This is a genomic window from Zavarzinia sp. CC-PAN008 (assembly GCF_051903925.1).
Taxonomy (GTDB): Bacteria; Pseudomonadota; Alphaproteobacteria; order Zavarziniales; family Zavarziniaceae.
In genome coordinates, this window is the sequence record NZ_CP173678.1 from 3,146,054 (window position 1) to 3,158,852 (window position 12,799).

A 12,799-nucleotide genomic window follows, 5' to 3' on the forward strand; every position below is an offset into this window, starting at 1 on the left:
GCGCCCTGACGGGATGGGACGCAGCCATGGAATTCTCGGTCTTCATCATCGGCCCCACCGCAGGCCAGGGCAGCGAGGCCGAGGTCTATGCCTCGATCTTGCGCGAAATCCGCCTGTCGGACGAACTTGGCTTCGACATGCTGTGGTTCGCCGAGCATCATTTCGACACCCTGTTCTCCACCAGCCCGTCGCCCAACCTGTTCCTGGCCATCGCCGCGCGCGAGACGCGCCGGATCAAGCTGGGGACGGCGATCACGGTGCTGCCCTTCCATCATCCGACGCGCATCGCGGAAGAAGGGGCGATGCTGGACCTGCTGTCCAACGGCCGCTTCCAGTGGGGCATCGGGCGGGGCATCACGGGGCACGAATTCCAGTCCTACTCCCTGGACTCCGCGCATTCCTGGGAGAGCTTCGTGGAGGCCCACGACGCCGTCCTTGCCGCCTGGCGGACGGGGCGGATGGCCCATGATGGCGTGCATGTGAAGGTCCCGCCGACCGAGATCGCGCCGCGCGTCGTGCAGCAGCCGCATCCCCCCGTCTGGATGACCGCGCAGAGCCCGAAGTCGGTCGAATGGGCGGCCGCCCACGACTATCCCGCCATGCAGATCGGCGAGGACCTGGCGACCGGGGCCCAGCAGCGCGCGCGTTACGAGGCGGCGGCCAGGCAGGCCGGCGTGGCTGTCCGCCGTGGCGGCATCGTACCGCTGCGCATGGTCTGCGTGGCGTCCACCGATGCCGAAGCGCGGGAGATCGCGGCCGAGCGGGTGGTGCGCTTCTGGGACCATACCGCCCGGACGACGGCACCCGTGTTCACCAAGTCGCCTGGCGCCGCCGCCGGTACGGCCGGCTATGAGTACTGGCTGACAATGAACCCGCAGAAGTTCGTGGGCGTCGGGCTGGATGGCCTGATGGAGGCAGGGCTGGTCCTGGCGGGCTCGCCCGGGACGGTGATCGATCAGGTGCAGCGCCAGATCGACGCGCTCGGCTGCCGGCAGATCATGTGCGATTTCTGGCGCGCCAGCGGCATCGATGCGCGCGAGGGCTCCATGCGCCTGTTCGCGAACGAGGTGATCCCAGCCTTTCGCGAGCGGACGCCGGCCCGTGCCGTTGCGGAATAGGCCGCATCGCCTAATTTGGTTCGGGACAACGCTGTACTGACCTCGCGGAGGGATACTCATGGCTGACGGGAATTCGGTCATCGACGACCGGACCGCATTGCTGGACCAGGCCTTGGCGCAGGCGCACCTGCCGTCGCTGCTGATGTCGCTCGTCCACATCACAGGCGATGCCGGCCTGCTGAGCGACGACATGAAGCCGGTCTACGAGTTCTTTGCCGATGGGCGGCTTGGCGGCTATCCGGAGGACCGGCAGGCGGCGCTTCGGGCGCGCGCGAAGCAGGTGCTCACGGCCTGGCTCGACGGGGATCGCAGCCTGCCGCCGCCGCCGGATGGGGCAACCCTGCGCCGGATGATGGACTTCGTCGCCGGCGCCGACGTGCCCGAGCGCTATGTCCCCATGCTGCTTGAGGAACTGGCCCTGACCGGCAGCGACAGCCGCCGGCCCGACTGGCAGGCGCCGGTGCTGAAGGCCGCCGCGGCGGGCCTGAAGGTGATCGTGATCGGAGCCGGCATGTCCGGCATCCTGTCGGCGATCCGCCTGGCCCAGGCAGGCATTGCGTTCGAGGTGATCGAGAAGAACGCGGAGGCCGGCGGGACTTGGTTCGAGAACACCTATCCCGGCTGTCGCGTCGACAATCCCAGCCATCTCTACGGCTATTCGTTCGAGCCGAACCATGAATGGCCGGCGCACTACTCGACCCAGCCGGTGCTGCGCAAGTACTTCCAGGACTGCGTGGAGAAGTACGGCCTGCGATCCCATATCCGCTTCTCGACCCAGGTCACGGAAGCCCGCTTCGACGAGGCGTCAAAGACCTGGGACGTGACCATCCGCAAGGACGACGGCACGACGGACGTGCTGACCGCCAACGCGGTGATCAGCGCCGTGGGCCAGCTGAACCAGCCGCGCATTCCCGACTTCCCCGGTCGCGACCGGTTCAAGGGCACGGCCTTCCACTCCGCCTGCTGGCGTCATGACGTCGACCTGAAGGGCAAGAGGGTGGCCGTGATCGGCACCGGCGCGTCGGCCTTCCAGTTCGTGCCGGAAATCGCCCCCGATGTCGGGCACCTGACGGTGTTCCAGCGCACGCCGCCCTGGCTTGGGCCCACGCCCGACTACCATGACGCCGTGTCGTCCGCCGAGTCGTGGCTGCTGGAAACCGTGCCCTACTACGAGAAGTGGTATCGCTTCTGGCTGTTCTGGATGCTGACCGACGGGCTGATTGATGCGGTGCGCAGCGATCCGGCCTATGACGGGCCCGCGAGCGCGGTCAGCGCCGCCAACGCCGAACTGCGCGAGATGCTGGTCCAGGGCATCCTGCCCCAGCTGGCCGACCGGCCAGACCTGGTGGAGAAGGTCATTCCCGCCTATCCGATCGGCGGCAAGCGGACCGTGCGCGACAACGGCGTGTGGATCGCGGCGCTGAAACGGCCGAATGTCGACCTGGTCACCGCTGCCATCGCCGAGATCACGGAGGCGGGGATCCGTACGGCCGACGGCACGCTGCACGAGGTTGACGTCATCATCTATGGCACCGGCTTCACAGCCTCGGATTTCCTCAAGACGCTGAAGGTCCATGGTCGCGGCGGGGTGGAGCTGCACGAGCAGTGGGCTGGCGATGCCCGTGCCTATCTGGGCATGACGATTCCCAACTTCCCCAACCTGTTCGTGCTCTATGGCCCCAACACGAACATCGTGGTGAACGGCTCCATCATATTCTTCTCGGAGTGCAGCGTCCGCTACGTCGTGGGCGCCCTGCAGATGCTGGCCGAGACGGGCCACGCCACGCTGGAGCCGCGCCGCGACGTGCACGACGCCTTCAACGCCCGGGTGGACGCAGCCAATGCCCTGATGGCCTGGGGCGCCCCCCAGGTGACCAGCTGGTACAAGAATGCCAAGGGCCGGGTCAGCCAGAACTGGCCGTTCCCCCTGGTCGAGTACTGGGAGGCGACGCGGAAGCCCGATCCCGCCGACTTCGTGCTGGATTGACCTGCCCGCCGCACCGTCCGGCCTAGCGGACGACGGTGCGGCGTATGTCGCGGAAGGGCTTGCCGGCGTCCGGATTGTCATCCTTGGGCATGCCAAGGACGCGCTCGGCGATGATGTTGCGCTGGATCTCGTCCGTGCCCCCCGCGATCGAGATGGCCGGCGTCGACACCAGGATTTCCGCGATGATGCCGTCCATCGGGCTGTCCGCGCCGCTGAGCATGGCGTCGGCGCCGCTGATCCGCGTATGGACGCGCGCCGCCGCGCGTGCGATCTGGCTGGCGGCCAACTTGGCCAGCGAACCCTCCGGCCCCGGGGCGCGGCCATCGGCCTGTGCCGCGCGGGCGCGGCGTGCGGTCCATTCGGCGCAACGCGCCAGGACCAGCAGCTTTGCGATCTCCTGGCGCGTCGCAGGATCGGCGATGGCGCCTGTTTCCCGTGCCCGCTCGATCACCAGGTCGACGCGCCCGGTCCGCTGCGGATACCACTTGTAGGGCTCAAGGGCGATCGCGGTCTCGGCCCGCTCCTCGTCATGGACGCGACCCGCGCGCGGCGCAGGGTCCGCTGGCCCCGGGGCGATCGACTCGAAGCCACGGCGCTCATGCATCAGCGTGGTGGTCGCGACAGCCCAGCCGCCGCCTTCGGTTCCGACCAGGTTGTCCGCCGGCACCTCCGCATCGGTGAAGAACACCTGGTTGAACGAGGCATGGCCGTTCATCTGGCGCAGGGGCTGCACCACCACGCCCGGCTGGCGCATGGCGATGATGAAATAGCTCAGGCCCTGGTGCTTGGGCACGTCCCAGTTCGTGCGTGCCAGCAGCAAGCCCCAGTCGGCATGATGCGCGCTGGTCGTCCACAGCTTCTGCCCATTGACGATCCAGCGCCCGTCCCGCCGCTCCGCCCGCGTGGTAGCAGCCGCAAGGTCGGAGCCGCTGCCCGGCTCGCTGAACAGCTGGCACCAGCCATCCTCGCCCGTCAGGCTGCGGCGCAGGAAGGCGCGCTTCTGGGCGTCCGTCCCATGAGCCAGCAGCACGGACTGCGCCAGGGTGCGCGGACCCGTGCGCGCAACGCCGACCGCACCTGCCTTGCGGATCTCCTGCTCCACGACGGCGGCAAGGGACGGGGGCAGGTCGCGTCCGAACCAGGCCCTGGGCCAGGCGGGTGCCGCCCAGCCGCCGTCGATGAGGCGATTTCGCCATGCGACCAGGCTCAGCTCAGGATCCCAGTTGGCGGCCAGCCAGGCGGCGACCTCGGCACGCAGGGCCGCTTCCGTTGTCGTGCTCATCGCGGCCTCCCTCAATGTCCCATGGCGCGCAGCATGCGCTCGCGATGCCAGGCCGCATCGCCCAGGAACACCTCCGAACTCTTGGCCCGCTTGAACCACAGGTGGGTGTCGTTATCCCAGGTGAAGCCGATGCCGCCGTGGATCTGGATGGCATGCAGCGCTGTCTGCAGGTACGCCTCGGACGCCGCGGCCTTGGCCAGGGACGCAGCGGCCACCCGGTCGGGCGCCCCGCAGGCTGCGGCTTCCGCCGCGTACCACGCGGCGGAGCGGGCGAGCTCGACCTCCAGCAGCATGTCCGCCTGCTTGTGCTTCATCGACTGGAAGGCGGCGAGCGGTCGGCCGAACTGCATGCGCATGCGGGCATAGTCCAGTGCCTGCTCCCGCAGGCGCTCGGCCCCGCCCACCATCTCGTTGGCCAGTGCCATGGCAGCCAGGGCCAGGGTGTCCGACAGCGGGGCCAGGGCGCTCCCCACGTCCCCCAGCAGCGTCGCCTCGACTTTCCTGAAATCCAGGCGCGCCAGCCGGCGGGTCGGGTCCATGACCGTCAGCGCGCGGCGCTGCAGGCCGGCCGCATCCCCCGGCACCGTGAACAGCGACAGGCCCTGGGCGCCCGTCGTCCCCGGCAGGCGTGCCGCCACCACGATCAGGTCGACCGTTTTCCCGTCGGGCACGAAGCTCTTGGTTCCGTCCAGCCGGTAGGTGCCCCCTGCGGGCGTCGCGGTCATCGCGATGTCCGTCGGATCCCAGCTGCCGCCCGGTTCGGTCCAGGCCAGCGTTGCGATGCTTGTCCCGGCGGCCATGGGCGGCAGCAGGACCCGCTTCTGGGCATCGCTCGCCCCGGCCAGGATCGCGCCGGTGGCCAGCACGGACGACGCGAAATAGGGCCCGCATACCAGGGCGCGTCCCATCTCCTCAGCCACGATGCCAAGTTCGATGCAGCCGAAGCCCTGGCCCCCATAGGCTTCGGGCACGTGCAGGCCGCTCAGCCCGAACTGCGCATTCATGGCGTCCCAGTCGGCCCGGTCCCAGCCGCTGTCCGTCTCCATCAGCTGGCGCACCCGACTGGTAGGCGAGACCTGGCCGAAATAGCGCCGGAGCATCTCGCGGAACTCTGCCTGCTCCGCGCTGAAGCGGAACCGGATGGCGTCACCGCTCACGACGCCACCTGCTCGGACGCGACGAAGTTCTGGAACGTATGCAGGTAGCGGATGAAGCGCGCCCCGCAGTCCTGCGCCGCCAGATAATCCGCCCCGACTGGCGTCGGCAGGGGCGTGAAGGCGGGGTCCCGCGCAAGCCGCGGCCAGTCGGGATGCAGAATCGCCGTCCGCCCAACCATGACGAATTCCGCCCCGGCGGCCAGCATGGCGCTGGCTGCGCGCGGTGTCGTGATCCTGCCTGCGACCCCCAGGCGGGTGCCGCCGCGGGGCAGGTCAGTGAACCAGCCGAGCAGCGGACGCGAGGCAAAGCTCGCGTCCTCCGGCTGCTTCGCCGCGTCCCACAGCGACAGGTCCAGCCAGTCCAGGTCGCCATCCTGCATGAACCGGGCGGCCAGCTCGCGCATCTCCCCCAGGCGCATGCCCCAGCGTTCGGGTGACAGGCGCAGGCCAAGCTGGAAGTCGGGGCGGCAGGCATGGCGCACGCCGGCGATGATCTCGGTGATCAGGCGCGCCCGGTTCTCCAGGGAGCCGCCATAGCGGTCGTCGCGGCGGTTGTCCTCGACCGACAGGAACTGCGCCAGCAGGTAGCCATGCGCGCCATGCAGTTCGACGCCGTCAAAGCCCGCGTGCTCGGCCCGCACCGCGGCGGCGACGAAATCGGCCGCGACCTGTTCCACCTCCGCCGTGGACAGGGCGCGGGCGCCCGTCTCGGCATGGGGGGAGGGGGCAACGATGTCGCTGACGGTCCGCTTCCAGGCGCGGCACCCGGCATGGTGCAGCTGCAGCGTCGCGACCCGCCCCTGCACACGTATCGCCTGTGCCAGCTGGGCCAGCGAGGGGATGTGGGCGTCCGACCACAGGCCGGTCTGCCCCCCGCCGGCCTTGCCATTGGGCTGGACATAGGAGGCCGAGGTCATGACCAGGCCAAAGCCGCCCTGGGCGCGCCTGGCGATCCAGCGCAACTCGTCCGGCGGCAGCGTCCCGTCGGGCAGCGCCTGGTCGGTCGTCATCGGCGCCAGGGCGATGCGGTTGGCCATGGCGGGCCCACGCGCAAAGCTCAGCGGCGTGAACAGCCGTGCATGCGCCTGGTCCGCACCATCGTGGCTGGCGTCCATCGTCCCCTCCGTCAGGCGACTCCGGCCGCCCGTTCTTGTTCGTTCGCGAGGGGCATAGTGCGCGACGGCAGCGCAGGACGCGAGGTCAAGCAGCTGCCCCAAGGCCGAATGCCACGGTGCGCTAGCGACAGCACGTCGCCCGGACCCACCCTGATCCGGTGGTTCCCGCGCCTGTTGACGATTTCGGCTTGCGACGCGGCTGGCGTCCCCAAGGGGATTCGAACCCCTGTTTGCGCCGTGAGAGGGCGCCGTCCTAGGCCTCTAGACGATGGGGACGAGGCCGGGAGCGCCTAGATAACGGCAAGCCCCCGCCCGATCAAGCACTTCTTTGCAGATGCCGCACGGCGCATTCGCCGAGCCTGCCGGGAGGTGTCCTAGCCAGCTGCGGCGATGGTCCCTGCGGCCAGGGCCACCACCCGGTCCACCGCGGCGGGATCGGTGTCGAACGCGGTCACGAAACGGTAGAGCAGCGCGCCGTCCGTCGCAGGCTCTCCCGGCCAGTCGTGGAACTGCACGCCACCCGCCTCGAGCCTGTGGGCGACATCGGTGGGCAGGCGGACAAAGACCTCGTTCGCCTGTACAGGGTGGGCCAGGCGGGTGCCCGGCGGCTGGATCAGGCCGTCGGCCAGTTTCAGCGCCATGGCGTTGGCATGCGCGGCGTTGGCCAGCCACAGGTCATCGGCCACATAGGCTTCGAGCTGGGCGGAGACGAAGCGCATCTTCGAGAACAGGTGCCCCACCCGCTTGCGCCGGTAACGGAAGTGTTCCGCCCTGGCCGGGTCGAAGAAGATCACCGCCTCCGCTGCCATGGCGCCGTTCTTGGTAGCCCCGAAGGAGACGACGTCGATCCCTGCGCGCCATGTCAGGTCGGCGGCCGAGCACTTCAGGTGCGCCACGGCATTGGCGAAGCGCGCGCCGTCCATGTGCACGGCCAGGCCCCGCTCATGCGCCAGATTGGCGAGTTCCGTCACTTCGGCCACGCTGTAGACCGTGCCCGCCTCCGTTGCCTGGGTCAGGCTGAGGCAGCTGGGCTGGAGCTGGTGTTCGAAGCCGGGCGTGAAGCGGTCGAGGATCCGCGCGACGCCGGCGGCCTCCAGCTTGCCATGCGCGCCCGGGATGCCGATGACGCGGCTGCCGGGATTGAACGCTTCCGGCGCGCCGCATTCGTCCTCGCACACATGGGCCTCCGCATGGGCGAGGACGGAGCCCCATTGCGGCGTCACCTGGGCCAGCGCCAGCGCATTGGCGGCCGTGCCGGTCGCCACGGGAAAGGCCACTACCTCATGCTCGAACAGGTCGGCCAGGCGCTGCTGCAGGCGCGTCGTCACTTCGTCCGCGCCATAGGAGGGCTGCGTGCCGTGATTGGCGCGGGCCATTGCCTCCATGATCCTGGGATGGACGCCCGTCACATTGTCGCTGCCGAAGTTCATGGCCTCTCCACCGCTCATGTCCCGTTCGTGGGTTCCATCCTGGCCCAGGCGGGCGTTGCGCGCACCGGGTCGGGTCCCGCACGATCATCGCACAGGACCAGTTCCTCGAACCGGTCGGCCTGGCGGCCCAGGCGAAACGCGGCGGTCTGTACCGCCTGGCCGTCGATGACGGCGGTAATGAGCCAGAGCAGACCCGGCTCCCACGCACCCGCCAGGTCGCGGGCCGACGGCCGGGCCGCGCCGGCAGGGTGCGAGTGATGGATCCCCAGTAGCGCCTGCCCGGTCCCGCGCAACTCACGCTGCAGGCGCAGCCGCAAGGCGGGGTCGATCTCGAACTGCGTCCGGGGCTCCGGGCTCAGGTTGGGGGAGGGGACAAGGCACTGCGCCAACGGCGTCGGCCCCGCGCATCCCAGGATCAGCCCGCATGATTCGTTGGGAAAGGCTGCCTCCGCCGCATCGGCCATGGCCCGCAGCAGCCCGGGCGAGACGCGCAGGACCGCCATCGCGGGCACGCGTCAGGGGGCGGGAACGAAGCGCAGCGTGCCCGTGCGCTGGCCCGTGGCCAGGTCGAAGCTGAGCACCTGGTCCCCTTCCGGCCCCTGGATGCGAACCAGAAGGGTGCCGTCCTGCGTATCCATCTCCACGATCTGGGCCCCGGCGGGGAGGTTGGCCACCACATTGGCCGGCGCATCGGGGCCGCCTGTGACCGTGGAGATGATGTAGGCCGTCATGATCGCCAGGCAGAGCAGGATCGCGACCGAGAGCCCGATCACGATCGCCTTGAGAAGGCCAAGGTTCTGGGTCAAATCCTGGGCCATGGATCAGGTCTCAATTCATCGTGTGACAGTGACGCCGGACAGGGCGGGCGATCGCCTGGACAAGGTGCTGGCAAACGCCTTGCCGGACCTCAGCCGGGCGCGGCTGAAATCCCTGATCGAAGCGGGGGCCGTGTCGACCGAGGGAGCGACGATACGGGAGCCCGCGCGGCCGGTCAAACCCGGCCAGGTCGTGATGGTCCGCGTGCAGCCGGATGTCGAGGCCAGCCCCCAGGCGCAGGAAATCCCGCTGGACGTCGTGTATGAGGACATGGACCTGATCGTGGTCAACAAGCAGCCGGGCCTGGTCGTGCATCCCGCCCCCGGCAGTCCCGACATGACCCTGGTCAACGCCCTGCTGGCCCATTGCGGCGACAGTCTGTCCGGCATTGGCGGGGTGAAGCGGCCGGGCATCGTGCACCGCCTGGACAAGGACACCTCTGGCCTGATGGTAGCGGCCAAGTCCGACGCCGCCCATGCCGGGTTGTCGGCGATGTTCGCGGCCCATGACATGGACCGTGGCTACCGCGCGGTGACCTGGGGCGTGCCCAGCCCGCCGCAGGGGCGGATCGACGGCGCGATCGGGCGCAATCCGCATGACCGCCAGCGCATGGCGATCGTCAGCCGGGGGGGCAAGGACGCGGTCACCCACTACGCGGTGGAACAGCGCTTTGGCCTGGCCGCGGCCCTGGTCGGCTGCCGGCTTGAGACCGGGCGGACCCACCAGATTCGCGTCCACCTGGCCTCGCGCGGGCACGGCCTGGTGGGTGATCCGCTCTATGGTCGGGCACCGCGCGGCGCGCGCGCCCAACTCCCCAGCCTGGCAGTCGGATTTCCGCGCCAGGCCCTTCATGCCTGGCTTCTGGGTTTCCGGCATCCGGTCACTGGACGGAACCTTCGCTTCGAAGCGGACATTCCAGGGGACATGAAAGATCTGCTCCGCGCGCTGGGCTACCATACGTCTGGATAGGATCCCGACTCGTTGACTCGGAATGAGCGGGGCGCGTTAATAACCGAGTAGAAGGGTAAGGCTTGGCCGCGGCGTTTGCGGCCCGTGCGCCCGATGACGGCGCGACATGTTGAAGGTGACGTGACAATGTCGTTGAAGCTCTCCTCCACCCCCGAAGGCAGCCTGACGCGGTATCTCCAGGAGATCCGCAAGTTTCCCATGCTGACGCCGGACGAGGAGTTCATGCTGGCGAAGGCCTGGCGCGAGCACGGCGATACCGAGGCAGCGCATCGCCTGGTGACCAGCCATCTGCGCCTGGTGGCGAAGATCGCCATGGGCTATCGCGGCTATGGCCTGCCGGTCGGCGAACTGGTGGCCGAAGGCAATGTGGGCATGATGCAGGCGGTAAAGCGGTTCGAGCCGGACCGTGGTTTCCGCTTGGCCACCTATGCCATGTGGTGGATCCGCGCGGCGATCCAGGAATACATCCTGCGCTCGTGGAGCCTGGTGAAGATGGGCACGACGGCCGCGCAGAAGAAGCTTTTCTTCAATCTGCGGCGGCTGAAGGGTCAGCTCCAGGCGATCGAGGATGGCGACCTGCCGCCGGAGACGGTGACCGCCATCGCGACCAAGCTGGACGTGCCGGAAGCGGACGTGATCAGCATGAACCGCCGCCTGGCCGCGCCCGACAACTCGCTCAACGCGCCGATGCGCGTCGACGGGGAGGGCGAATGGCAGGATTGGCTGGTCGACGACGATGCCACCGATCAGGAGACCGACCTGGCCGAGCGGGAGGAGCTGGACCAGCGCCGCGACCTGCTGGCCCGGGCGATGGACACGCTGAACGAGCGTGAACGCCACATCCTGACCGAGCGGCGCCTGAAGGACGAGCCAACGACGCTGGAGGACCTGTCCCAGGTCTACAACATCAGCCGCGAACGCGTCCGCCAGATCGAGGTGCGGGCTTTCGACAAGCTGCAGAAGGCCATGCGCAGCACCGCCCGCGAGGAGAGGATCGGCAACCTGCCCGCGCCGGCCTGATCAGCCCGGTTCAGATTGCGGCGGCGCGGGCCGCCAGGCGCTGGTTCGGCGCGCTGTGCGGCTTCAGCGCCAGGCGCTCCGCGGCCAGCGCCCGGGCCAGCGAGCCCTGGCGGTCGCGCAGGGCCGCCTCGATCAGGGTCAGGTCGATGACGTCGCGCTGGGCGTGGCTGCCGCCGAAGCGGTTCGCGCGATGGCGGATCGGCCGCAGCAGGTCTACCGCCTCACCATAGCGCCCCTCGCCAAAGGCTTGGATCGCCCGGACCACGGGCTGGCCCACGTCGGCCACGAAGCCTGCATTGTCGCTACCCTCTGACAGGGCGCGGGATTGCGCCTCCGCGATCGCCTGGGGGATGTCGCTGCGCCCGGCACCGACTGCCGCCATCATCGCGTGGGCGTCGTTGAAGGCATAGGTGCTGGCGCCGGCCATGGGAGCCCAGGCTTGGGCAACGGGTGTCCAGCGATCCCCGATATCGACCCCCAGCAGGTGGAGACGCCAAAGCATCGCCGCGGCATCGACCAGTTGAAGCGCGACCGTGCTCGGCGCGGCATGGATCTGCGTGTCGTAGAGGTCGAGCACGGCATCGACCTCGTCCAGGTCGAGGTGGTAGAGCGCCAGGTGCCACCAGTTGTGGACGCCAAAGATGGTGTCCACCGCCCAGTTGGCTTGGTTGTCGCGCATCCAGGCGATGCCCTCGCGCTGACGGCCCTCCATTTCCATCACATGGGCGACCGCATGCTGGGCCCAGCCGTCGCGCGGCTGGAGCTCGATTGCGGCTCGGCCGGCTGCCTCGGCCCGGGCGTAGTCGCCTGTCTCCTCCAGCCCGAAGGCGTGCATGCCCAACAGGCCATGATAGCCGGGCATGTCGGATGACCACCCTGGCAGGGCCCGCGCAAGGCGGTCCCGCAACATCCGTGCGTCGCCCACGAAGAAGTCCAGCTGGTGTCCGAACTGGAGGGCCTGGAGGTCGTGCGGCCAGCGGATCGCGATGTCCTCCAGGATCCGTCCCGCCTCGTGCCACCGTCCCCGTGCCAGCGCGTTGCACGCCGCGCTGTGGCCACGCTCACGCTCGGTCCGCGCCGTCCGCTCCAGCTCAGCGGCGGACTTCAGGCCGTATCTCATGGCCGGCGGCTCGGTCGCCATCAGGAAGATGTACGCGAGCATGGCATGGGCCATGGCAAAGTCGGGACTGTCCTGCAGTGCCTTCTGCAGGTCGCCCAGGGGATCGTTCACGAAGCACAGGAAATCGGCCCCGGCGCGGCTGAAATGCGCTGCCGCGGTCGTGCTGGCGCCGCTCAACTCCAGCCCGCGCTCGTCCCGTGCCAGCGTCATGCGACTCTCCCCTATGGCCTGGCGGCACGCCGCCACATTACGCCTGACAGTGTGCAGGTTGTACCGCCGGGCAGCAATCTTGCCGCAGGCGGCTCGACGACCCATGGGGTTGCATATCGAGTACAGAAACTCGATATTCATGCTCATGACAATGAGAGTGATGTTTTTGACATCATGGCGGCGCAGGTACCCTCGCGCCTCATGCGGTGGTTGCCAGCGGTGATCACGGCAGCACAGATGCGTGCGGCGCGGGCGCTGCTGGGCATTGACCAGCGCCGCCTGGCCGACCTTGCCGGCGTGTCGCTGCCCACGATCCAGCGGATGGAGGCCAGCGCCGGCAATGTGCGCGGCGTGGTCGATACGCTGATGAAGGTGGTCGAGGCGCTGGAGCGCGAAGGGGTCGAGCTGATCGGTGAGAACGCGATCAGCCAGGGCGGCGGACGCGGCGTCCGCTTCAAGGCAGGCAAGGTCCCGCCCGCAAGGGGCTGAGGCCGACACGACCTGACCGGCGCGGGACGCGGCCTGCCGTCCCCTCCACCGGCCGCATGGCCAGGGCCGCATGGACCTGGGCCCGG

Annotated in this window: 12 protein-coding genes and 1 tRNA gene; 5 read left to right on the plus strand and 8 right to left on the minus strand. The window is 69.1% G+C overall.

Annotated elements, in window-relative coordinates; translation table 11 throughout:
* Positions 1 to 26: 26 nt before the first annotated feature.
* Both ACI6GS_RS14775 and ACI6GS_RS14780 read left to right on the plus strand, forming a co-directional pair.
* Positions 27 to 1,118 (plus strand): LLM class flavin-dependent oxidoreductase, encoded by a 1,092-nt coding sequence (locus ACI6GS_RS14775; protein ID WP_439814218.1) that lies wholly within the window; start codon positions 27 to 29, stop codon positions 1,116 to 1,118.
* Between the two features lie 58 nt (positions 1,119 to 1,176).
* Positions 1,177 to 3,105 (plus strand): flavin-containing monooxygenase, encoded by a 1,929-nt coding sequence (locus ACI6GS_RS14780; protein ID WP_439814219.1) that lies wholly within the window; start codon positions 1,177 to 1,179, stop codon positions 3,103 to 3,105.
* Between the two features lie 22 nt (positions 3,106 to 3,127).
* Here ACI6GS_RS14780 and ACI6GS_RS14785 read toward each other — a convergent pair whose 3' ends face one another.
* The 7 genes from ACI6GS_RS14785 to ACI6GS_RS14815 form a co-directional block, all read right to left on the minus strand.
* A complete protein-coding gene (locus ACI6GS_RS14785) occupies positions 3,128 to 4,387 on the minus strand; it encodes an acyl-CoA dehydrogenase family protein (protein ID WP_439814220.1) in 1,260 nt (419 codons plus the stop codon).
* A gap of 11 nt (positions 4,388 to 4,398) precedes the next feature.
* On the minus strand, positions 4,399 to 5,544 hold the full coding sequence (locus tag ACI6GS_RS14790; RefSeq protein ID WP_439814221.1) for an acyl-CoA dehydrogenase family protein: 1,146 nt from the start codon (positions 5,542 to 5,544) through the stop codon (positions 4,399 to 4,401).
* On the minus strand, positions 5,541 to 6,659 hold the full coding sequence (locus tag ACI6GS_RS14795) for an NADH:flavin oxidoreductase (protein ID WP_439814222.1): 1,119 nt from the start codon (positions 6,657 to 6,659) through the stop codon (positions 5,541 to 5,543). Before ACI6GS_RS14795 ends, ACI6GS_RS14790 begins: the two co-directional genes overlap by 4 nt.
* A gap of 200 nt (positions 6,660 to 6,859) precedes the next feature.
* Positions 6,860 to 6,935: transfer RNA gene (locus ACI6GS_RS14800), tRNA-Glu, on the minus strand.
* A gap of 98 nt (positions 6,936 to 7,033) precedes the next feature.
* Positions 7,034 to 8,107, minus strand: a complete 1,074-nt coding sequence (locus tag ACI6GS_RS14805; protein ID WP_439814223.1) for a threonine aldolase family protein — start codon at positions 8,105 to 8,107, stop codon at positions 7,034 to 7,036.
* The gene (locus tag ACI6GS_RS14810; protein WP_439814224.1) at positions 8,104 to 8,592 is read right to left on the minus strand and encodes a M67 family metallopeptidase; all 489 of its coding nucleotides are present in this window, start codon (positions 8,590 to 8,592) and stop codon (positions 8,104 to 8,106) included. Before ACI6GS_RS14810 ends, ACI6GS_RS14805 begins: the two co-directional genes overlap by 4 nt.
* A gap of 12 nt (positions 8,593 to 8,604) precedes the next feature.
* Complete coding sequence (locus ACI6GS_RS14815; RefSeq protein ID WP_439814225.1) at positions 8,605 to 8,907, minus strand: hypothetical protein; 303 nt, start codon at positions 8,905 to 8,907, stop codon at positions 8,605 to 8,607.
* A gap of 28 nt (positions 8,908 to 8,935) precedes the next feature.
* Between ACI6GS_RS14815 and ACI6GS_RS14820 the strand changes: the two genes are divergently transcribed.
* Both ACI6GS_RS14820 and rpoH read left to right on the plus strand, forming a co-directional pair.
* Positions 8,936 to 9,874 carry an RluA family pseudouridine synthase gene (locus ACI6GS_RS14820; protein WP_439814226.1) on the plus strand — a complete coding sequence of 313 codons (939 nt, stop codon included), beginning with the start codon at positions 8,936 to 8,938 and terminating at the stop codon, positions 9,872 to 9,874.
* Positions 9,875 to 10,000: 126 nt separating this feature from the next.
* Entirely contained in the window at positions 10,001 to 10,894 is an 894-nt protein-coding gene (gene rpoH, locus ACI6GS_RS14825) for an RNA polymerase sigma factor RpoH (RefSeq protein WP_439814227.1), read from the plus strand.
* Between the two features lie 10 nt (positions 10,895 to 10,904).
* Here rpoH and ACI6GS_RS14830 read toward each other — a convergent pair whose 3' ends face one another.
* Complete coding sequence (locus ACI6GS_RS14830; RefSeq protein ID WP_439814228.1) at positions 10,905 to 12,224, minus strand: tetratricopeptide repeat protein; 1,320 nt, start codon at positions 12,222 to 12,224, stop codon at positions 10,905 to 10,907.
* A 219-nt stretch (positions 12,225 to 12,443) separates the two neighbouring features.
* Here ACI6GS_RS14830 and ACI6GS_RS14835 point away from each other — a divergent pair, with 219 nt between their 5' ends.
* Positions 12,444 to 12,713, plus strand: a complete 270-nt coding sequence (locus tag ACI6GS_RS14835) for a helix-turn-helix domain-containing protein (RefSeq protein ID WP_439814229.1) — start codon at positions 12,444 to 12,446, stop codon at positions 12,711 to 12,713.
* Positions 12,714 to 12,799 lie beyond the last annotated feature (86 nt).

Bases quoted from the DNA above. Each gene is read 5' to 3' on its own strand.
- ACI6GS_RS14780 (WP_439814219.1), top strand. From the start codon at position 1,177: ATGGCTGACGGGAATTCGGTCATCGACGACCGGACCGCATTGCTGGAC.
- ACI6GS_RS14830 (WP_439814228.1), bottom strand. From the start codon at position 12,224: ATGACGCTGGCACGGGACGAGCGCGGGCTGGAGTTGAGCGGCGCCAGC.
- ACI6GS_RS14775 (WP_439814218.1), top strand. From the start codon at position 27: ATGGAATTCTCGGTCTTCATCATCGGCCCCACCGCAGGCCAGGGCAGC.
- ACI6GS_RS14785 (WP_439814220.1), bottom strand. From the start codon at position 4,387: ATGAGCACGACAACGGAAGCGGCCCTGCGTGCCGAGGTCGCCGCCTGG.
- rpoH (WP_439814227.1), top strand. From the start codon at position 10,001: ATGTCGTTGAAGCTCTCCTCCACCCCCGAAGGCAGCCTGACGCGGTAT.
- ACI6GS_RS14795 (WP_439814222.1), bottom strand. From the start codon at position 6,659: ATGGACGCCAGCCACGATGGTGCGGACCAGGCGCATGCACGGCTGTTC.
- ACI6GS_RS14805 (WP_439814223.1), bottom strand. From the start codon at position 8,107: ATGAGCGGTGGAGAGGCCATGAACTTCGGCAGCGACAATGTGACGGGC.
- ACI6GS_RS14810 (WP_439814224.1), bottom strand. From the start codon at position 8,592: ATGGCGGTCCTGCGCGTCTCGCCCGGGCTGCTGCGGGCCATGGCCGAT.
- ACI6GS_RS14815 (WP_439814225.1), bottom strand. From the start codon at position 8,907: ATGGCCCAGGATTTGACCCAGAACCTTGGCCTTCTCAAGGCGATCGTG.